We start from the raw sequence: 21,024 nt of genomic DNA, 5'->3' as shown, positions 1-21,024 counted from the left end.
CTTGATAAATTGTTAAAGAGCATGGTTAGCGGCTTATTCAGCGTTTAACCCTTGACCCCGCTGGGTCAGTGGATGCGCATTATAGGGATATCAGATTTTACCGCAACCCCTTTGGCACGAATAATTACGAAAAACGACTCAAGCGCACACTTTTTAAACTAAAAGTGTATTTTAACGCCAACATTATCGAATTTGTGCTGGATTAAGGCAAAAGATGAGGTTAATCCTGCGCTAGAAATGACAAGAGCCAACCTATAGGTTAGCTCTTTATTCAATGTTGGATCGATTCTCTCGCAAACTCTCATCCAACAAGAGCGACAACTTGCGCCACTGGTTACTGTGATAGTGGCTGCTTGAGATGAACTTATCAGCAAATGTTTATCTGCTTATAAGTAGTAGTGCAGTGACTAGCCCAGGCTTTTTAAGTAAGCTGGCACATCGGCAATACTGCCCAGTACCACAGTGGCATCGCTGTCATCAGCAATAACCTTACCACTGCGCACTAATATACGTGTGGTCACGCCAGCAGCTTTCGCTGCCTGCATATCTTCGGCTTTGTCGCCAACCATGACTGAGAGTGCTAGGTCGATGTTTAAGAATTGCGCTGCATCATTGAGCATACCCGGCTTAGGTTTGCGGCAATCACAGTCGACCTTATATTCCCCTATGCCATTTTCAGCATGGTGCGGGCAATAGTAGATACCATCGAGTTCAACGCCTTTGTCGGCAAAGTTCCAATCCATCCACTCCGTTAAGCTGTGGAATTGATCTTCTGTGTACATACCACGGGCAATACCAGATTGATTTGTGACGACAACTAACTTGTAGCCCATTTCCTTCAAAGAGAGGCAAGATTCAAACACACCTTCGATATATTCGAAGTCATCCACTAAGTGGACATAACCATGATCTTTGTTAATCACGCCATCACGGTCTAAAAATACTGCTCGACTCACTGTAATACTCCAAAATCGCCTAAGGCGTTATCGCGCTATTATTCCATTCATTATCAGAAATTGCACCGCGAAGTTGTGCTTTTAGCGCTAAATTGAGCGTTGACGTTACTTATGGCGAGATGTAAACAAAACTGTCCCCACAAGCCCCAGTGCTGGAAATGCCTTGTCCAACTTTCTCTACACCTTTGAGTTCATGCTCAATTGATGAGCCTGTGATCTGGCTAATCAAAGTACTTCATTACAAGAGATAAACAGCCCTCTGAGAAAAATGATAGCCGTTGCAATAGAGATTGATTCCAAGAACGGCGTTTAATAGAGAACGCTAGAACCATCAAAACCCTCGCCATTTGGGCATTGTTAATCCCTAAGATGCAGCATTCAATCAAGCATTCCCCTTTATTTGTGGTGTTTTTAACGGTAATCTTGGGCAGATAACGAGAAAATACCCGAAATAGACGGAAATAATGAGTCGAACTACGCCTATAGTCCACAAAACCCGCACCCAGTTAGTTGTTGAAGTGCTCAGAGAGAGAATTCTTTCAGGTGACATAGCCGCAGGAGAACCACTCAGACAAAGTGCCTTGGCTGAAGCGTTAAATGTCAGCCGTATTCCGGTGAGAGAAGCCTTATTGCAACTCGAAGCCGAAGGACTCGTTAAGTTCGAGCCCCATAAAGGTGCAACGGCGACCGTGTTATCCGTCGAGCAAGTCACCGAACTTTTTGAATTACGTGCCATGATCGAAACCGATCTGCTCGCTAAGGCGATCCCACTGCTTCAAGAAGCTGATTTAGAAAAAGCAGAACGTGTACTCGAACAATTGGAGTCGGCCTTCAAACATGAAGATGCCGTTGCCAGTTGGAGCGAGTTGAATACGCAATTTCACACTTGCTTATATCAGGCGGCTAATCGCCCACACACCCTTGAGGTTGTTCACGGCCTCAATACTAATTGTGATAGATACATTCGTTTGCAGTTATTGCTCGCGGGGGGAATTCCTGCTGCAGAGCATGAGCACAGAGCTTTACTCAACCACTGCAAACTGAGAGAAACAGAAAAAGCGACGGCGCTACTGCGTCATCATATTCTGCATGCCGCAATGACAATTCGAGATCTCGTCGCCAAACAGGTGGTCTAGATCACGGACGGCCATTAGAGTTGCCGATAAGCTTTGTTGTCGATTCAAGGCAGCGCTCAGGTTCTGCCTTTTTTATTTGAGAGAAACCACCATGCAGTACGCCACTATCACAGGTTGGGGCAAATGTGTTCCACCAGCCACTCTGACCAACGATGATCTTGCGACCTTTATCGAGACATCCGATGAATGGATTAAATCTCGCACCGGCATCAGCCAGCGCCATATCAGTCATGTTAACACCTCTGAACTCGCTTCAGTTGCAGCACAACGCGCGCTCGCAGCTGCGGGTATCGATGGCAGTGAAATCGACATGATCATTCTGGCTAGCGCCAGCCCAGACACTTTGATCCCGAATATCGCATCAACTGTACAAGCTAATATTGGCGCCAGTTGTGCCGCGTTCGACATCAATGCTGCCTGCAGTGGCTTTTTATATGGCTTAGGTTTAGCCAGCTCACAAATCAAGAGTGGCCAGAGCAAGAAAGTATTGGTAATTGGTGCCGAGCGTCTCTCTTTCTATTTAGATTGGTCACGCCGCGAAACTGCCGTGTTATTCGGTGATGGCGCAGGTGCCGTTGTCGTTGAAGCAACAGATGTTGCCGGTGGCGTGCTCGGTTATGAGCTGAATAACGATCCTGAAGGTCGTGACATTCTTAAAGCGGGCTTTGGCACGGCGATGGACAGATTCTCTGCCGAGTCATTGGATTTCTTTATTGAATTCGATGGCCAAGAAATCTTCAAACGCGCGATTAACGGCATGAACAAGTTAAGCACTAAAGTGCTGGAAAAATGTGGCGTTGATAAAGATGAAGTGGATCTAGTGATCCCGCATCAAGCCAACGAGCGCATTATCGATACCTTAGTCAGCCGGATGAAAATTCCGAAAGAAAAAGCCTTCGTTAACATTGCCAATTATGGCAATACCTCGGCAGCAACCATTCCAATTGCGATTTGTGATGCGTTAGAGCAAGGCGTGATTAAGCCAAATCAAACCATACTCTCTTGTGCCTTTGGTGCAGGCTTAACCTCTGCCGCACTTTTGCTGCAATGGGGCGATCGCGTGACGCCTATCAATATCAGTGATGCCGAGTTACCGCCTTGCGATAAAACGGGCATAGAGTTAGTCAAACGCGCTGTGGATTATTTTTGTAAGCCGTAAACGGTTACTGCAAAATGACAATATCGTGTTTTACTAAAACAAAAAGCCATCTTAATCGATGGCTTTTTTAGTTTATGACGACAGATCTTATTCATTCAGCTTGCTCATGATCATCTCATCCCAATAGATAGCTTGATTAAAATGCTCGGCGAGTTTTTGATTTAACTCATTAAAACCTTTAACCACCTCTTCGCCCTTTTGACTAATACAAGACCAGACAAATCGATGGCAGTTATTGTCAAATAAATCGTACTCACGATATTGATAAATCGCCTGCTCGGCACGGGTTAACACAGCATCGGCGATGAGCGGTTGATGCTGATGATTACAGGCAAGATAGATTTGGCTGCCCGTTCGCCCCGCCAAGAAACGCTTTACCGATACTGCCCGCACCAACCCTGAACCGTGTAACTCTACTAAGCAATCGTCACCCAGCCAGATGCCGGTATGTTCAATTACGCCAAAAACATAACAACAGACGATACTGCCCGGGATTGGCGCAACTTGTTTTAATCCCTTTTGCCATTGACTCGGCGCCGCCACCATAGCGCGATTGGCGACGGGATACTTAGGAGCCTTACCGAGTATTCTGTCGCGCTCAAGTTGCTGACGTTTTTCACGCTCATCGGCCAACAAAACTGCGCCAATTACGGCACTACCCATCCAAAGCAAAGGTAACGGCATCATATTCTCCTACGCACTCAGTTTAGTAGAGTGAAGTACAAGTTGGTTGGATTGCCAAGTTGGCGGCATTGATTTTAAACTTAAAAGTTAAGCTTAAAGCGGGTTACAGAGTCTAGCCTGTCAGTGATTAACCTAAGATGAAACTGCTAAGTCGATTGCTGCAATAAATCAGCCACAGTAAGTTGCCCAGCGCCACCCATAGCTGCCATTTGCGCCAATAATAATTCAGCGCAAGCTAAGGCATCGGTCAACGCACTGTGAGCGGTATAAATGGGTAAACCGTAACGTTCGCGGCAAGCACCAAGACGCAAATCCCCCTCTTTAATCACTGAGTGTTCCCGTAGCAAACGATGCCTTTCAAGCATGAGCGTATCAATAGCAGGGAGTACGAGGGCTTGATGGTAAATCGCCAATAAATCCTGCTGCAGAAAACGGCAATCTAGCGGAGCATGATGCGCGACCAGCACCCGACCATAGGTTTGATTGATAAACCAACCCATGGCTTCCTCGATGGTGACCGCCTGCACCAGGTGATTATCGAGGATCCCATGGATAGTCGCGCTTTGGCCAACACTGCCGCGAATTTGCACTAACTTTTGCTCGGCGCGTGCCAATGGGATCTCACCGCGATCAATCGGCACTAAGCCAATACTGAGAATTTGATCTTGCTGCGGATTGAGACCTGTCATCTCTAAATCCATCGCCATCAAAGGCGCTTCGGATAACGGCATCGCCAGCAGAGGTAATAGCGATTGATAATAACCCTTAAATAACTGATGTTGGCAACGCAGCGCCCGCCAATTAAGTTTAGTTTTCAGCAGCAGTGTATTCATATCAAAAACTTCGCATAAACTTCATCTTCATCCCCGCCTGCGCCTCATGCACCACTTTAAAGGCATCACGTAGCTGATGGCGAACCAGCGAAGATAAATGCGCGGGTAGCAGATAATTACTCACCTCTAGCCCGAGATTATGCTGATAACCTTGGTTCGATAACCTCATATGGGCGATAAACTCGTGGGCATCGGCAAGATTAAGCGCATCTTTACGATTGAGAATGTTTGCGTCCATCAAGGCACGGATACGTTTCGCAGTATTCACTTCTTTGATCCCTGCCGACAGGGCATAAACACGGGCAATATCGTTGATCAAGGCATTGCCTTTATGCTTCAAATCTATGCCTTTGACTTCGCTGCCATCACGTTCGAGGACAAATTTGCGGAAAAAGCCCAGCGGCGGCGACTCCACCAGCGAATTACCTGTCATGCCCGCGAGGAAAATATCGTTATCACGGGTTTGAGCTAAGACTTTATCCTGCAGCGCATCAAATAAGGTTTGTGGACCGTAAACCGAGCGCATATCGAAGAAGATACTGGCGTGCAGTAACGCCTTAGGCTCAGGCGTTACCACCCATTGTTCAAATACCTGTTGCCACTGTTTAAGCGACATTCGCCACTGAGGGTTTTGCGCCATAATATTGCCGGGGCAAAACTCATAACCGCATTGATCAAGTCCAGCACATACGGCATGGGTTAAGGCATCAAAATAACCTTTAGCAAAATCATCCATCTCTTCTGCGACTAACAGACCATTATCTTGATCCGAACATGCCGCTTGATCTTGACGTCCCTGCGATCCAAACGCCAACCAGCAAAAGGCCATCGGCGGTTCACCAAGTAATTGCTGATTGAGCACGATTAACCGCCGTGTCAGCGCATCGGTGACAGAGGTTAACACTCGGCCAATTTCTTCGGCTCTGGCATCGGCACTGATCAAATTTTGTAATAACAGCGGGATTTGCTTACTGACGCCAATTAAACTGGCAAGATCCTGCTGCCGTTCTATCTCACCAATCAACAGCAGCGGTTGTGAGCCCTGCCCGCGCAAGATGTCAGTACTGGTCACCATACCGATGGCTTTATCTTGGTCGATAATAGGCAAGTGATGAATGTTATGCTCGCTCATCAGTAACATGGCTTCAAAAATTAATGCATTGGATGAAATTGAAATCGGCGAAACTGTCATGGCTTGATGCACAGCAACGCTGCCATCAAGCCCCGCCGCTAACACCCGATTACGTAAATCCTTATCAGTTAAAATCCCAACTAGTTTGTGATTATCCGTTACCAACAGAGATGACACTCGGCTGTTTCGCATTAACAGTGCCGCCTGCGTAACGCTAGCATGGGCATCGATAACAATAGGCGCAGATGACATTAATGTACTGATCCGGCTAGTGGTTGTCAGATCTTTCGCCTTAAAGCGAGCCTCATGGCGCAAACGTTTAGCAAATGCGCGGGTAAAAAATTTATCGAAATTGCGGCTCTCGCTTCTAAGGTTATCGAACAAGGTTTGGGGCAAATGATAAACCAAACCGTCTTCGAGAATAGCAACCTTGTTAACGACTTTCTCCCCCGATAACAAGGTCGAAAAACCAAAAAACTCCCCCTCGCCGACTCTATCGACCAGCACACCGTCAGGATCGCGCACCTCAAAGGCGCCGCTGCGCACCATATATAACTTAGGTGAGTTAGCATCAAAATGAACATAACCAGAGGCTTTACTGTAATAGCCAACAGTGACAGCCTTAGCGCAGCGCACCACAACATCTTCAGGCAGAGTATCAAAGGGCACTAGCCCTTGTAGAAATTGCACTACGGGTTGTAACTCACTGGCATTCATAGGCAACACCTTCTTTTTAAGCGAAACTTTTACTTATATGTCATCACTATAGCCTGCATTGTCGCGGCGCTACATTCGACTAAAGTCAGCCCTAGGTTGAGTGCATTAACTCATCAATACCTTGGCTCACCAACTCACTCAACGACAGGAAAACATTTTCGAACGCAATAAAAAAGAGCGCCGAAGCGCTCTCTTGAGTTGATGCGAATGATTAAGCGATGAGCTTAGTGACCGCTCGCTTCACCCGAACCTTTAGGGAAGCGAATCGATTCAACCATTTCTTGAACATGCTGTGGTGTTGCCGCAGTGACTCGACTCACTATCGCTGCTACACCGAAGTTCACCAGCATGCCTACCATACCAATACCTTCTGGTGAAATACCCAGGAACCAGTTAGCAGCTATGTTAGCCGTTGGATCAACAAACTTGAAGTAGATGATATAACCCGCAGTAAACAGTAAACCCGTTAACATACCGGCAATCGCGCCTTCTTTGTTCATTGTCTTAGAGAAGATACCCATGATGATCGCTGGGAACAATGAAGAAGCCGCTAACCCGAAGGCGAACGCCACCACCGCGGCCACAAAGCCTGGTGGATTCACCCCAAAGTAACCCGCAATCACAATGCCCACACCCGCCGCTAAACGAGCAAACATTAGCTCTTTTTTATCGGAGATATTTGGCATCAAGTTTTTCTTGAGTAAATCGTGTGAAACCGAGGTTGAAATCACCAACAACAGACCCGCTGATGTTGACAGGGCCGCAGCTAAACCACCCGCTGCAACCAGAGCGATAACCCACGCTGGCAGATTGGCGATTTCTGGCGTCGCTAACACGATGATATCGTTATCGATCTTCATTTCGTTTTTGCTAGCAGCATCTTCAATCTTACCTGACGAGTAATAAATCTTACCGTCGCCGTTTTTATCGTTCCACTTGATCAGACCCGTTTTTTCCCAGTTTTTAATCCAATCTGGTGCACTCTCATAAGCCACACCTTTAGCATCTGGACCATTAATGGTTTCAATCATGTTCACACGGGAGAACGCCGCGAGTGCAGGGACTGTAGTGTACATAATCGCGATAAAGACTAACGCCCAACCTGCAGAAATACGTGCATCTTTCACTTTAGGAACAGTGAAGAAACGTACGATAACGTGAGGCAAGCCAGCAGTACCCACCATCAAAGCACCCGTAATACAGAAGACGTCAATCATGCTCTTAGAGCCATCAGTGTATGGAGCAAAGCCTAACTCGGTAGAAACATTATTGAGTTTTTCTAGCAGGTAAACGCCAGAATTGTTGCCCGCCGCATCAAGCAGCTGCGCCCCGAAACCGATTTGTGGAATAATGTGGCCTGTCATCATCACAGACAAGAAAATCGCTGGCACCATGAAAGCGAAAATCAATACGCAATATTGGGCAACCTGAGTGTAAGTAATCCCCTTCATACCACCAAGAACTGCGTAGAAGAACACCACAGCCATACCGATATACACACCCGTGTCAACATCCACTTCTAAGAAGCGAGAGAACACCACGCCCACACCGCGCATTTGCCCTGCAATATAAGTAAAGCAAATGAAGATCGCGCAGATAACCGCGACAGTACGCGCAGCCTGAGAATAATAACGTTCACCGACGAAATCTGGCACAGTGAACTTACCAAACTTACGTAAATAAGGCGCCATACACAGGGCCAGTAATACGTAACCGCCCGTCCAGCCCATCAAGTACACGCTGCCGTCATAACCAACAAAAGACACGATACCTGCTAATGAAATAAACGATGCCGCAGACATCCAGTCTGCCGCCGTTGCCATACCGTTCACTACAGGGTGAACGCCACCACCTGCGACATAGAATTCTTTGGTTGATCCCGCTCGTGACCAGATTGCAATCCCAATGTAGAGCGCAAACGAGAGCCCTACGATAATATAAGTTAGTGTTTGAACATCCATCTCAAAGCTCCTTAGTCTTCTTGTACGTTATATTTTTTATCTAAGGCGTTGGCTTTTGCCGCATAGACAAAGATAAGCGCAACGAATACATACATAGATCCCTGTTGTGCAAACCAGAAACCTAATTTAAATCCCATGAAATGAACTTCATTGAGTACATCAACCAATAAAATGCCGCATCCAAATGAGACTGCCGCCCAAATGGCTAATAAGCTCAGTACGAGACGTAAATTCTCGCGCCAGTAGCCTTTTGCCTTGTCGTTATTTTCAAAACCCATAGTGACTCCCCTGTGCTGTTTTAATTTTAAGTCTTGTTTAATCTAGCAACAGCTGGTGTGAGCACAATCACGACTTTCGTCTAACCCGTGATTCAAAACACTGTCCATAAATAGTGAATAGAAACAAATTCAACGAGTTAACAATGATTTTACATTTGGATACAGTTTCAACTTTTTCAACAGGTTAGACCAATGTCGAACAAGAATGAGTAAAAACATGGGGAATTGGGCGGCAGGAAAAGTAATAGATAGGAATAACTTGTTGTCTAAAATGGAAAAATCAGAAATTCAAACAGTTTTAATGATGACTGTAGACTGACATCATTTATGATTTTAGCGCTGATAATGGATGAGATATCATTTAATCAATAAGCCATTACCAATCACTCATTCAACTTACTTGACCACTACAGACCGCACAGCGATTTCACTTAAGAATAGTCATCGCCCAGTTTGGCTTACCAAAGTTGGCCACGAGTTATCTTTTGAGTTTAAGGCAAAAAATAACCCAGCCTAAACTGGGTTATTAACGTTAGATTGGCCAATGGCGGAATAATGACCTTGCAAGGTCGTAATCCTTTAACGGCGATAAACCAATTTTCCATTTATTAAACGCGGTTACTTCGCGGCTAAAAACTTCACTAAGGCTGCCAGTTCTTCTGGCGTGTGCGCGGTTGAGGTCAGCATATAACGGCCATTAACCAGTAATGACGGGACGCCCTTGATCCCAGCAAGCTCAGCTTGAGAGTCATAATTCATTAGAGTGAATTTGGCATCGACGGAATTCATCGCGGCATCAACATCATCCACCTTAGCACCTTGAGCGACAAAGAAAGCTTTAACTTGTTCGGGCGCAGTAAATTGCTCACCTTTCTCATGGATTTGCTTGAAAATAGCGCCATGGGTTTGCTTGGTCATCTTTAATTTTTGCGCCACATAGTAGGCAAGTTGGCTCAGTACCCAAGCAGGACGGCCAGCGCCAACCGGGGTCCGCTCAAAAGCGACATCTTTGCCGAGCAGTTGCACTGTCAAGTCCATAAGCGGTTCTTGTTTATAGCAATGCGGGCAGTTATAGGAGAAAAACTCCCGCAGCACAGGCTGTTGTGCTTCGGTAATTCCCGCTACCGTAACATAATCTTTGCCTTCTTCGAAACTTGCGGCCTGCAGTGCAAAGCTGGCACTCAGCATTAATCCGCACGCCAATGCGGCTATAGGTCGAACTCGATTAAACACGCTCATTATATTGTCTCTTTTTATTCGTCATTGATTTAAATAAGGATGACACATTCGCTCAAGCAAAACTTGGAAGCCAAAGATAACCTAAAAGCTCGGCTTTTACCTTTAACAATAATTAACCTTTCTCAACATGCCGCTAGCATATCCAGCGGAGAAGCATACTGATATTGAAAGCCTAAATCTGTGACAATGGCGTCAGCTTGGATGACTTTACTCGGCATGGATTGTTGATTAAATTCGGGCGCGACTAAACCTAGGGACTCGGCAGCAGCCTGATAAAACTCAGCTTTGGTAGGATGCATTGGCGCGCAGAGGTTATAAATCGGAGCCACAGCTAACCCTATGCCCGTTGCCGCGAGTATCCGACTTACCGCACTAACACAATCACTTAAGTGAACTAAATTCACTGCCACATTGGCGCCACTGACATCAGTTTTCCCTGCAAGGAAACGTCCAGGATGACGTTTGGGACCTACGAGCCCCGCAAAACGGACAATACAGCTATGGGGCCGCGCTTGAAATAAGGCTTCTGCATCTAATAGCACTTGGCTGTCGCTGGATTCTGCCAAGGCATCGGCTTCGGTCATCACTTTATCTTGGGCCGGATACACACCTGTGGTGCTGATAAACACAATCCGCTGATATTCCCAGCCTTGGGTTAATGCGATGAGTTGTTGTAATTCTTCAAGATACGCAGCGTTACCGCGTTTTAATCGGGGTGGAATATTGACCACTAGATAATCGGTTTGCAATAAACCGCTTAATGCCTGAGCATCGGGGGCTGAGGATGCTTCGCTGCCTAATTGCAGCGGATAGGCTTCAATTCCAACCTCAGTTAATATCGATAATTCATCGGCGCTACGCTTACACCCTGTGACTCTGTAACCCTCTTGGACAAGCTGCTTTGCTAAGGCAAAACCAAACCATCCACAACCGACCAAGGCAACACTGGATTTAACTGCGCCGTTTTCTGCTTTTACATTCGCCATATTAGCCCTAAGGGAATCATATCAGCGGATAGAATACGGAACTTAGTGCATAAGATTCAAGTTTATAGCGAACTAAAATAAAAACTAACCCCCTTATCAACTTGCAAGGTACGAATAGCGCCCTCTGACAACTCTTCCGCTTTGATGGCTTTTTGCACTGTTACGCCTTCATCACTTAAGAAACGCAGCGAAGCATCACTCCCATCCTCTTTACAAGCCCAGACTTGAGGCTGACTCACCTCTTTGGTGGTCATGATCACTTTCGCAATCCTGTCATCGGAGAGTTTTACTATGGTTCCCGGTGGATAGATGCCGAGAATCTTAACCAAGACTGCAATCAATGACTCTGAATGCTTACTCGAACGATTTTTAAACAGATAACCCAATGCCACTTGAGGAGATGTCACTTGCTGACCACTGAGCTGCTGATCATAATCATTTGCTAGGCTTACGATCTGCGTAACGATTGGGATCTTATGCCCCGTTAATCCGTCAGGAAATCCCGAACCATCAACAAACTCATGGTGGTGTAGAATGACATTTAACACCTCTTTAGGGAATAATCCTGACCGATTCAACATGTCAAAACCAAAATTAGGATGCATTTGTAAATAGCTGGCTTCGTGTGTCGTCAGTGCACCACGCTTTCGGCGGATCACATCGGGCACTTTAAGCTTACCGATATCATGCAGCAAACTGCCAAGGGCAATATCACGCAGATCTCTTGGAGTTAAATCCAGCGCGTGACCTATCATCATTGCCAACACCGCCACAGAGACACCGTGTTGGGTCACACTCACCTCTTTCTCATCCATCCCAACCAAGGTCAGAAACGGTGTTTCAACTTCCTGCAAATGGCTTAGCATGTCTTCAACCAGTGCCGCCGAAAGTCGATAGGCGCCTTCTGGATCGCTGACTATTTTACCAAACACATTACGGGAATTATTCACATTCATTAAAAAACGCTTTTGACTTAAACGCATCGCCTTACGGGTATCGGCCTTGAGGTCCCGTTCGGGTTCGATGGCTATCTCGTCTTCGATGTCTTCGTCTTCTTCAACGATATCCAGTTCGGCATTAGATTCCGATAACAAAAACACATAGGGAACCCCTAGGCCACGGATCATTTCGATTTGAGCGGCACTGCTAATATCAACGCGATTAAATAAAAAAGGGTGATTCGTCCATGACAAAGGCAACTTGACTCTCATGCCAAGCTGAATTTCTGATAGTAATAATTTTTTTTGAGGTACTTTTGCCACGCAGTATGACTCCTTTCAAATGTGATGCAGGACATAAACAGATGACCTCATCTGCGTATCCAACAGGGCACATTCAAGCTAAGTACATATAACTATAGATGATTCAAAGCGTTCGATGCAGAGTACAAATGAAAAATCCTTATCAAACTGAGGCATAAGACACATTAATTTGTGCCCTGCGCCTCAGAGTTAAATAAAGAGACTAAATAACAATAGGATAGGATCTTAAGGCTGAAGCTCTTTTTGTTCTATTTTTGGCTCTTCTTTTGGCCAGTCACGGAGATAATAACTGAGTCGCTTCGATTTAATGAGATAAATGCCCGACCAGAACAAGACTAACGCGTCTAAAGCGAGGCTCCAATGGAACAAGAACTGACCATGGATCAACCTTTGCCCCAACAAAACGCCATCAACAATCAGCAGCAACCACAGACCCCATTTTAAATGCACAAAAATAGGCCTTAACCATTGAGGTGAACGGCGACGTTCGGCAATCACCACAAGATAAATCAAAACTGCGCCCAGTCCCGCCCCGAGTGCTAGCAAAAAATCTGATTTTTCAGGGTAAAAAATCCTCACTAACTCAGAACGGTCACCCATCTGGGTCAGCGAGGCGATAAAAATGCACCAACCGCGCGCAAGGTAAGCTAATAGCGCATATAAAAAGATCGGCGGTTTAATATGGCCTTTATCATCGAGCCAAGTGATGTGACTGAAATTCAAATAGGTTTCCAATTAGCAAAAACTAAAACAGCATATTAAGGAGATGGTGCCATTCGCGGCTAATTCAATAGCCAAAGCTGACTATCTTTCCCCCATTTCTTTTTACGCGTGCAAATAAAAATAGCGCCATAGGTAAGGCGCTATTTAATACTTACGATTCAGTGGTTTTTAAACTGTAAATGCGAAACGTCAGACCAAAGTCAACGGCCTATTTCAGCCCACAGCAATCAAGCGTTCGCGGCGAGCAGTGCCAATAACTCGTCCTCATCCATCACCTTAACACCAAGCTCCTGCGCTTTCGCAAGTTTAGAACCTGCCGCCTCACCCGCCACTAAGCAATCGGTATTTTTCGACACACTGCCAGCCACTTTCGCCCCCAGCGCCTGCAACTGCGCCTTAGCATCATTACGATTGAGCTGATTTAAGGTCCCGGTCAATACCCAAGTTTGGCCTTTAAGCGGCTGCGCCTCAGCACTTGGCGCTTCTATGGCCGGCCAATGCACGCCAGCCGCGATTAAGGCATCGATAACCTCAAGGTTATGGGGCTGAGCAAAAAAGTGGGCCACATGCTGGGCCACCACAGTGCCAACATCTTCCACTTCGGTTAACTGCTCCACAGTTGCCACCCGCAGCGCATCTAAACTGGCAAAGTGCGCCGCAAGGTTTGCCGCCGTCGCCTCGCCCACTTCGCGAATGCCCAAGGCATATAAGAAACGCGCAAGTGTTGTGGTTTTGGCCGCTTCAATCGCCGCTGCTAAATTGGTTGCCGACTTCATCCCCATGCGGTCGAGCATAGTCATCATAGAGGCGGTGAGCTTAAACAGATCCGCAGGACTTTGGACGAGTTCTTTATCAATCAATTGCTCGACGACTTTGTCGCCCATGCCATCGATATCCAAAGCCTTGCGGGATGCGAAATGCTTAATCGCTTCTTTACGCTGAGCTTCGCAGAATAAACCACCGCTACAGCGCGCCACTGCCTCACCTTCGAGACGCTCGACTAAACTGCCACACACAGGGCAATTATGCGGAAATACAATGCCAGTCGCCGTTTCAGGACGTCTTTCTGGCACTATGGCAACAATTTGTGGGATCACATCACCAGCGCGGCGGATGACCACAGTGTCACCGACTTTAATGCCTAAACGGGCAATTTCATCGGCATTGTGCAGCGTCGCATTCGATACCGTCACGCCGCCAACAAATACTGGCTTTAAGCGCGCCACAGGCGTCACCGCACCTGTGCGGCCCACTTGGAAATCGACGCCTTCAAGTAGAGTCATTTCTTCCTGTGCGGGGAATTTATAGGCAATCGCCCAGCGGGGAGATTTAGCCACAAAACCTAAACGTTGCTGCTGGGCAATATCGTTAACTTTCATCACGACGCCATCGATTTCAAACGCTAAATCGCCGCGACGAGTGAGAATGTCTTTATAGTAGTCATAGACTTGGCTTAATTCAGCGCAGACTTTGATTTCGCTACTAACGGGTAAACCCCACGACTTAAGCTGCTGTAACTGCTCGAAATGGGTTTTAGCTAACGGATGGGAATCCGGCTCAACAACCCCTAGCGCATAGGCATAAAAAGCCAATGAGCGGGCGGCGGTAATTTTACTGTCAAGTTGACGCAAGCTACCGGCAGCAGCGTTACGCGGATTAACAAAGAGTTTTTCATCCTTGGCGCGCGCCCTGTCGTTCAGCGCTTCAAAGGCGGCTTTAGGCATAAAGGCTTCGCCGCGCACTTCAACGAGTTCAGGGAAATCATTACCGCGCAATTTAAGCGGTATCGATTTAATGGTTTTAACGTTTTCAGTGATGTCTTCACCCACTGAACCATCGCCGCGGGTCGCAGCGCGCTCAAGCACGCCATGGCGATACAAGATACTCACGGCAAGGCCATCGAGTTTAGGCTCGCAGCAAAAACTCACCTCACCCACTTTATCGGTGACACGTTTGTGGAAAGCACTGAAATCCGCTTCATCGAAGGCGTTATCTAAGCTCAACATAGGTTTAAGGTGAGTGATTTGATCAAATTTGGCGAGCGCCAATCCGCCCACCCTTTGAGTCGGTGAATCAGCCACAATCAAATGGGGATATAACGCCTCAAGCTTGAGTAAACGCTGCATCAACCTGTCGTACTCGGAATCGGTAATGCTCGGCGCATCATCCACATAGTAACGAATGTTGTGCTCGTTCAGTGATTGGCTGAGCGCCTGCATCACCTGCGATGCGTTTTCAGGGGTAACGTCTTCTGACACTAGTGTATCGAGTTGAATGTCTTGCATATTCTTTATCCAGAATGCTTTAGATCACAAAAAGTAGATCACAAAAAATGAGGCCGCAATTAGCGGCCTCATCAATATATAAACCGCCAAATTGCGGCGTCGGCTAAGCGTTAGCGCGAATGCGGTGTAAATAATCTTGCTTAGTAAACTCGCCCCAAGGCAGACGTTGACCGTCGAGCACCACGGCATCGATCTCCTCAGCGAGTTGGCGCGCAGAGTTAAGCATAATCGAGAAGTTCATTAAAGCATCGCCGTAGCAAGGTAACGTCATGAAAAATACCACACCTTGAGTACTGAACTGCTCCATGTTGTCCGGATCAAACACGCCAGGTTTTAGCATGTTAGCAATAGAGAACAAGACTTTACCATTGCCCGCGTTATCCACATGGCGATGGAAAATGTTCATATCGCCATATTTAAAATTCAAAGTTAAGAAACAAGGTAGCAGTTCAGCGCCGTTCAGCTGTTGGCCATCTTTTGCGACCACATGTAAAACCAGCACGTCGCGTGGCTCACCTAATTCATCTTCAGCGGCTTGTTCGACAAGCGTTTCTTGTTGATGATCTGTTTTATATTCATTTTCTTCAAACAAAGCAGTTTGCTGCGGCGCGGTACGTAGCGCTTGTTCTTGCTCAGCGGCTTTTTGCGCCACAATAGCAGCATGGGATTGACCCATTTGCGGCACTTGCGTGCCCAAGACGGGCTCTTGGCGCGAGACTTTAGGACCGCGGTGTTGCTCTTTTGCAACTGGTGGCTGCAAGCTAAAATCAGGCTGAGCTGGAATAGGTTCGTGTTTCGTTTCTACCTTCAGCCCTGATTTAAGTTCTGCTTTAAATTCTGGCGATGTCAATTCTTGCGGCTTAGTCTCTAGCTTTACTTCTTGTTTCAAATAAGGATTGGCCGCGGGAGTCTCGTTGTTAGGCGCAAGTTCGCCAGCTTTACGCACTCGCACCGCACCAATACCGTCGGCATCAAATCCTTCGGCATCAATTCGCTTAGGGCTCGACTCACCTTTCTCGGCCTGTTTCTTATAAAAATTGCCCATTGGACTATCTTTCAATGACTTAGGTTGTTGTCTTCTGATAGACCAAAATCCATGCACCAGCACAGCAACTATGGCTATGGCGCCTAAAACAAACAATACTAGTTGCAAATCTTCCATTGGTTACCCTGTCTTTGTTCTAGTTATCCAGCGTCAGCCATCGCCACCGCTTGCTCTATGTCTACCGCGACTATACGAGACACACCGGGCTCGTGCATAGTCACGCCTATAAGTTGATCAGCCATTTCCATGGTTATTTTGTTATGGCTGATATAAATAAACTGTACGCTCTGTGACATTTCTTTCAGTAATCGACAGAAACGTTCTACGTTGGCATCGTCTAATGGCGCATCCACTTCGTCTAGCATACAGAAGGGAGCAGGATTCAGCCTAAAAATTGCGAATACCAATGATAAAGCGGTTAAGGCTTTTTCACCACCCGAAAGAAGATGGATTGTGCTGTTCTTCTTACCTGGCGGCTGCGCCATGATAGTGACGCCAGTTTCCAGTAAATCATCGTCCGTTAACGCTAAGTAAGCTCGACCGCCACCAAACACCTTTGGAAATAAGCGTCCGAGATCTTCATTGACTGAGTCAAATGTCGTCTTAAAGCGGCTTCGGGTTTCTTTGTCTATCTTACGGATCGCTTCCTCTAAGGTCGCCAGTCCCTTATTTAAATCGTCATCTTGATGATCAAGATAGGATTTTCGCTCACTTTGCTGTTCAAATTCTTCGATAGCCGCAAGGTTAATCGCGCCTAAGCGAACAATTTTCTGCCGTATTTGATCTAAATCACTCTGCCACTTGTCAGGCATGCCCTCCGCAGGCAGGTTTCCAAGGATTTCAGACAGAACAATTTGCTGTTCCTGTAAGGCTTCTAGCTGACTATTGGCTTGGCCTTTTATTCCTTCACGACGTAACTTTAACGTGCTCAGGCTTTGAGTCAAGCCCTCAAGCTTACCAAGCTCTTGTTTTTGCTTTATTCCTATACTGTTTAATGTCTCAGTGAGCCCACTTTGCTGCTGACGGACGTTTTTTAAGCCCTGTTGTTGCTCATGTTGTTGCTGCAATAACTGCGTTAACTGCTCAGTCAGCTGCACACTATTTTGTACGCCACTCAATTGGGCGACTTTGGCAAGTTCAGCTAACACTGACTCACGAGTGTGGATAAGTTCATTGACACGCACTTGCTGTAATTCAATTTGTTCAGTACTGACGGCCATGCGCATCGTTACAGCTTGTAAGGCAGAAGCTGTGGTCGATAACTGACGTTCAACCTCAGTAATACGCGCTTTCAATGCTTGATGGCGCACGCTATCGGCCTGCGTGTCTTGCGTGAGTTGTCGCTGAATATCTAGACTCGCCTGCAACGCATCATCAAGCTCTGTTTCTTGTTCTGCCAATAATTCGCATTGCTCGCTCAAGCGTTCAAGGTCAAGCAAGCTCGCGCTTAATGCCGCTTCAAGTTTGCTCTGCTGCTCAGCGCGCGCCTTTACTTGCTCAGTTAAGCCACTGAGATGCATCGACTTCGTCGCTTTATCCAACTGTAATTGATGCAATTTTTGCGCGCCAGCAGTCAATTGTTGTCTTTGCTGCTGCAAGGTAGCCGCAAGATCCGTCATCTTGCCTTGCTGTAGGTGCAAGGATTGCTGCAAATCGAGGATGTTTTGCGCTAACTGGGCTTGCTCTTTGCTGAGCTGTACCAGTGACTGAGCGCCCTCTGTCTTAGTGATTAAAAAACCTTGACCGAGGAGATACCCGTCGGCGGTGACAATCCGCTCATCGGTCTTTAACTGCGGCAGTAGCTGTTTTGCCGCGTGAATATCTTTTGCCCACTTAAGCCCCGCTAACCAAGGGGCAAGATTCACCTCAGCCTGTAAGTACTCACTCTGAGAGGATTGCGACGCTAACGCTTGAAACCCCATTTCGGTTTCAGTGACGCCAACGGGCAAGGTCAACAAACCATTGAGGGCGAGTTCGGCCGCGGTTTCCCAACCATTTTCAACGGTTAGACTCTGCCATAACTGCGGTTTATCACTTTGCTGTTCCTGCTTAGTCAACCACTGTTCAACCAGCTCATGGCGCGCTTTAGTCGCGGTTAATTGCTGCTGAATGTGCTCGGCGCTATGGCGGGCGTCATCCAAAGCTTGCGTGCTTGCGCTAACAATTTGTTCTTGCTGATGATTAATCTCGGTTTGTAGCCTAGTGGCGTCAGCAAGAGACGCTATTTCTTGTTGCAGTGGTGTGATGTTTGAGGCGAGGTCGCTGTCCACTAAAGCGATGAGCTGCGCTTGCTGCTCACTGCTTTGCTGCTGTTTATGCTGCAATAATTGCTGTTGATGCGCTAACTGACTACGGCGCAGTTCAAGCTGTAACTTGTGCTGCGAAACATCCACTGCCTGTTGGCGCGCCACTTCGGCCTGCTGCTGACTGCGCTCTATGCTCATTTCCCATTGGGATTGCAGCTCATCCATGATTTCTTGCTGTTCATCATGCTGCGGCCCAAGCTTGGCAAGCTCAAGCTCTAACGCGCTAAGACTCGCTTTATAGCCGTTGAGCTTATCGGTGTTTTGCAGGATCTGTTCTTTCACTTGCGCCAACTGGGTTTCAAGCTGGGCATCACGCTGCTTTTGATTCTGTAACTGTTGTTCTAACTTAGCGATGTCGGTGCCCGTCAGATAATAGGCCTCAACTGCGCGTTGTTCTTGCTCCGCTAATTGGGCGAGTTGCACTTGCAATTCAGTCGTTTGCAATTCATCGGTTTGCGCGAGCGACTGCGCCGCCGCTTGTTGCACTTCTATGGCGCGGATTTGCTCAGACAGACTCGCCATCTGATCTTGCAACTCTTGATAGCGCATCACGAGGAGTTCAGCATGGGTCTTGCGCTCGGCCTGTTTTAGCTCACGATATTGCTTCGCGGCCTTGGCCTGCTGCGCCAGTTTATCTAACTGTTTGCCGAGTTCACTGCGAATATCGCCTAAACGCTCGAGGTTTTCGCGGGTATGGCGGATACGATTTTCGGTTTCGCGGCGGCGTTCTTTATAGCGAGAAATCCCTGCGGCTTCTTCAATAAAAGTGCGCAAGTCTTGAGGTTTAGATTCGATAAGGCGAGAAATCGTGCCCTGCTCAATAATGGCGTAGCTGCGCGGACCAAGACCTGTGCCCATAAACAAGTCGGTAATGTCTTTACGGCGACACTTTTGGCCATTGAGAAAATACCAAGACTCACCGTCTCGGCTCACCTGACGCTTAACGGCGATTTCTTCGTAACTGGCATACTGACCCGCGAGGCGACCATCTTTATTTTCAAAAATAAGTTCAACACCCGCCACAGACACAGGTTTTCGTGCGCTTGAGCCGTTAAAGATCACGTCGGCCATCGAATCACCGCGCAGGTGTTTCGCCGAACTTTCACCCAATACCCAACGCACGGCATCGATCACATTCGATTTACCGCAGCCATTTGGGCCAATAATGGCGGTTAATGCCTGTAAAAAAGGAATTTTAGTGGGATCGACAAACGACTTAAAGCCGGCAAGTTTTATCTGTTTTAATCTCATGGTGCCAGTTAGCGCGTCTCTGAAGTCTGGCCCGAAAATGAGCCCAGTGGTGCAAATACATTTATCGGCCAACTTTAACAAAGCAGGCAGCATTTTGTAACGCTTTTTATTGAATTCATGCGGCTTTTAGCTTGTCATCTGCCCATGAGTTGATCACAATCGCAGTTATCTTTATATCAGGCAGTCTCTCAAGATGTAGCCCAACTTTTTGGAAAGACGATATGACACAGAAGAAAACCTTGCCCTTCCCAGCCAAAAGCGGCGTTAATTATTTTCTCGATGGCTTTGGTTTAATTACACGTAAAGGCCTGCGCACTTTCGTGTTTATTCCCTTGATGATCAACCTGCTGCTGTTTGCGGGCGTCATTTATGTAGCAATAGGCCAGTTAGATACGCTATTCACTTGGATGAATGCCCAGTTGCCTGACTACTTAAGCTGGTTAAACTTTTTGCTTTGGCCACTCGCAGTGACCACTATGCTGGTGATGCTCGCCTTTGTGTTTAGCTCGGTGATGAACTGGCTCGCCGCCCCCTTTAATGGTCTGTTGGCTGAAAAAGTCGAGCAACTATTAACTGGCAAGCCGCTGAATACCGGTACTGGCATCGATTTAATCAAAGACTTACCGCGTATCCTCGGGCGTGAGTGGATCAAACTCAAGTACTATCTGCCCCGCGCACTGATATTTTTGTTGCTGTTTTTAGTGCCTATGGTGGGCCAAACGCTGGCGCCAATCTTATGGTTCCTGTTCAGCGCTTGGATGATGGCAATTCAGTACTGCGATTACCCCTTCGATAACCATAAGGTCAGTTTTAAGGATATGCGCTTTGCCTTGAATCAAACCCGTGGCACGAGTTTTAGCTTTGGCGCTACTGTGACGCTGTTTTCCATGATCCCCATCGTCAACTTTATCGTGATGCCTGTGGCGATTTGTGGCGCAACGGCGATGTGGGTCGACAAGTATCGTGAAGCCTACCGCAATCATGCAATCGCACCAGAATAATTAAAGATAACAATACTTGTCTAAAATGATGTGGGTTTGATATCGATTCCTGCAACATAAAAACAGCCTC

16 protein-coding genes are annotated in these 21,024 nt (G+C 47.0%); 3 read left to right on the top strand and 13 right to left on the bottom strand.

Annotation, left to right across the window (positions count from 1 at the left end; all coding sequences use genetic code 11):
• Nucleotides 1–407: 407 nt before the first annotated feature.
• Nucleotides 408–956, bottom strand: coding sequence for a D-glycero-beta-D-manno-heptose 1,7-bisphosphate 7-phosphatase (gene gmhB / locus Q4Q49_RS21405; protein WP_107948063.1), 549 nt, complete (start codon nucleotides 954–956; stop codon nucleotides 408–410).
• A 464-nt stretch (nucleotides 957–1,420) separates the two neighbouring features.
• Here gmhB and Q4Q49_RS21400 point away from each other — a divergent pair, with 464 nt between their 5' ends.
• The gene (locus tag Q4Q49_RS21400; protein ID WP_006082136.1) at nucleotides 1,421–2,092 is read left to right on the top strand and encodes a GntR family transcriptional regulator; all 672 of its coding nucleotides are present in this window, start codon (nucleotides 1,421–1,423) and stop codon (nucleotides 2,090–2,092) included.
• A 91-nt stretch (nucleotides 2,093–2,183) separates the two neighbouring features.
• Nucleotides 2,184–3,251 carry a ketoacyl-ACP synthase III gene (locus Q4Q49_RS21395; protein WP_006082137.1) on the top strand — a complete coding sequence of 356 codons (1,068 nt, stop codon included), beginning with the start codon at nucleotides 2,184–2,186 and terminating at the stop codon, nucleotides 3,249–3,251.
• Between the two features lie 87 nt (nucleotides 3,252–3,338).
• Here Q4Q49_RS21395 and Q4Q49_RS21390 read toward each other — a convergent pair whose 3' ends face one another.
• From Q4Q49_RS21390 to smc, 12 genes are all read right to left on the bottom strand, one after another.
• Nucleotides 3,339–3,935, bottom strand: coding sequence for a lecithin retinol acyltransferase family protein (locus Q4Q49_RS21390; RefSeq protein WP_312000389.1), 597 nt, complete (start codon nucleotides 3,933–3,935; stop codon nucleotides 3,339–3,341).
• A 146-nt stretch (nucleotides 3,936–4,081) separates the two neighbouring features.
• Nucleotides 4,082–4,768: an exonuclease domain-containing protein gene (locus Q4Q49_RS21385; protein ID WP_311991682.1), complete on the bottom strand. Its 687-nt coding sequence runs from the start codon at nucleotides 4,766–4,768 to the stop codon at nucleotides 4,082–4,084.
• A gap of 1 nt (nucleotide 4,769) precedes the next feature.
• Nucleotides 4,770–6,617 (bottom strand): DUF294 nucleotidyltransferase-like domain-containing protein, encoded by a 1,848-nt coding sequence (locus tag Q4Q49_RS21380; protein ID WP_312000388.1) that lies wholly within the window; start codon nucleotides 6,615–6,617, stop codon nucleotides 4,770–4,772.
• 224 nt (nucleotides 6,618–6,841) lie between these two features.
• Nucleotides 6,842–8,578, bottom strand: coding sequence for a sodium:solute symporter family protein (locus tag Q4Q49_RS21375; RefSeq protein WP_311991683.1), 1,737 nt, complete (start codon nucleotides 8,576–8,578; stop codon nucleotides 6,842–6,844).
• Nucleotides 8,579–8,589: 11 nt separating this feature from the next.
• Entirely contained in the window at nucleotides 8,590–8,856 is a 267-nt protein-coding gene (locus Q4Q49_RS21370) for a DUF4212 domain-containing protein (RefSeq protein ID WP_106650870.1), read from the bottom strand.
• A 618-nt stretch (nucleotides 8,857–9,474) separates the two neighbouring features.
• Entirely contained in the window at nucleotides 9,475–10,095 is a 621-nt protein-coding gene (locus Q4Q49_RS21365; RefSeq protein ID WP_311906744.1) for a thiol:disulfide interchange protein DsbA/DsbL, read from the bottom strand.
• A 122-nt stretch (nucleotides 10,096–10,217) separates the two neighbouring features.
• Nucleotides 10,218–11,081 (bottom strand): SDR family NAD(P)-dependent oxidoreductase, encoded by an 864-nt coding sequence (locus Q4Q49_RS21360; RefSeq protein ID WP_312000387.1) that lies wholly within the window; start codon nucleotides 11,079–11,081, stop codon nucleotides 10,218–10,220.
• Between the two features lie 62 nt (nucleotides 11,082–11,143).
• Nucleotides 11,144–12,343, bottom strand: coding sequence for an HD domain-containing phosphohydrolase (locus Q4Q49_RS21355; protein ID WP_312000386.1), 1,200 nt, complete (start codon nucleotides 12,341–12,343; stop codon nucleotides 11,144–11,146).
• Nucleotides 12,344–12,568: 225 nt separating this feature from the next.
• A complete protein-coding gene (locus Q4Q49_RS21350; protein ID WP_107404308.1) occupies nucleotides 12,569–13,066 on the bottom strand; it encodes a DUF2919 domain-containing protein in 498 nt (165 codons plus the stop codon).
• A 227-nt stretch (nucleotides 13,067–13,293) separates the two neighbouring features.
• The gene (gene ligA / locus Q4Q49_RS21345; protein ID WP_312000385.1) at nucleotides 13,294–15,351 is read right to left on the bottom strand and encodes an NAD-dependent DNA ligase LigA; all 2,058 of its coding nucleotides are present in this window, start codon (nucleotides 15,349–15,351) and stop codon (nucleotides 13,294–13,296) included.
• 103 nt (nucleotides 15,352–15,454) lie between these two features.
• Nucleotides 15,455–16,513, bottom strand: a complete 1,059-nt coding sequence (gene zipA / locus Q4Q49_RS21340; protein ID WP_312000384.1) for a cell division protein ZipA — start codon at nucleotides 16,511–16,513, stop codon at nucleotides 15,455–15,457.
• Between the two features lie 23 nt (nucleotides 16,514–16,536).
• Nucleotides 16,537–19,953 (bottom strand): chromosome segregation protein SMC, encoded by a 3,417-nt coding sequence (smc, locus tag Q4Q49_RS21335; RefSeq protein WP_312000390.1) that lies wholly within the window; start codon nucleotides 19,951–19,953, stop codon nucleotides 16,537–16,539.
• A gap of 221 nt (nucleotides 19,954–20,174) precedes the next feature.
• Here smc and cysZ point away from each other — a divergent pair, with 221 nt between their 5' ends.
• Nucleotides 20,175–20,954 (top strand): sulfate transporter CysZ, encoded by a 780-nt coding sequence (gene cysZ / locus Q4Q49_RS21330; protein WP_311891742.1) that lies wholly within the window; start codon nucleotides 20,175–20,177, stop codon nucleotides 20,952–20,954.
• Nucleotides 20,955–21,024 lie beyond the last annotated feature (70 nt).

Origin of the sequence: Shewanella sp. SP1S1-7 (genome assembly GCF_031932105.1) — a bacterium.
In the GTDB taxonomy this organism is placed as follows: domain Bacteria; phylum Pseudomonadota; class Gammaproteobacteria; order Enterobacterales; family Shewanellaceae; genus Shewanella; species Shewanella baltica.
The sequence above is the reverse complement of the archived record's forward strand: the minus strand, read 5'-3'. Positions and strand labels throughout refer to the sequence as shown.

Coding starts and splice junctions, on each gene's coding strand:
- ligA (WP_312000385.1), bottom strand. CDS start 15,351: ATGCAAGACATTCAACTCGATACACTAGTGTCAGAAGACGTTACCCCT.
- Q4Q49_RS21390 (WP_312000389.1), bottom strand. CDS start 3,935: ATGCCGTTACCTTTGCTTTGGATGGGTAGTGCCGTAATTGGCGCAGTT.
- smc (WP_312000390.1), bottom strand. CDS start 19,953: ATGAGATTAAAACAGATAAAACTTGCCGGCTTTAAGTCGTTTGTCGAT.
- Q4Q49_RS21365 (WP_311906744.1), bottom strand. CDS start 10,095: ATGAGCGTGTTTAATCGAGTTCGACCTATAGCCGCATTGGCGTGCGGA.
- cysZ (WP_311891742.1), top strand. CDS start 20,175: ATGACACAGAAGAAAACCTTGCCCTTCCCAGCCAAAAGCGGCGTTAAT.
- Q4Q49_RS21400 (WP_006082136.1), top strand. CDS start 1,421: ATGAGTCGAACTACGCCTATAGTCCACAAAACCCGCACCCAGTTAGTT.
- Q4Q49_RS21360 (WP_312000387.1), bottom strand. CDS start 11,081: ATGGCGAATGTAAAAGCAGAAAACGGCGCAGTTAAATCCAGTGTTGCC.
- Q4Q49_RS21370 (WP_106650870.1), bottom strand. CDS start 8,856: ATGGGTTTTGAAAATAACGACAAGGCAAAAGGCTACTGGCGCGAGAAT.
- Q4Q49_RS21395 (WP_006082137.1), top strand. CDS start 2,184: ATGCAGTACGCCACTATCACAGGTTGGGGCAAATGTGTTCCACCAGCC.
- Q4Q49_RS21380 (WP_312000388.1), bottom strand. CDS start 6,617: ATGAATGCCAGTGAGTTACAACCCGTAGTGCAATTTCTACAAGGGCTA.
- Q4Q49_RS21385 (WP_311991682.1), bottom strand. CDS start 4,768: ATGAATACACTGCTGCTGAAAACTAAACTTAATTGGCGGGCGCTGCGT.
- zipA (WP_312000384.1), bottom strand. CDS start 16,513: ATGGAAGATTTGCAACTAGTATTGTTTGTTTTAGGCGCCATAGCCATA.
- Q4Q49_RS21375 (WP_311991683.1), bottom strand. CDS start 8,578: ATGGATGTTCAAACACTAACTTATATTATCGTAGGGCTCTCGTTTGCG.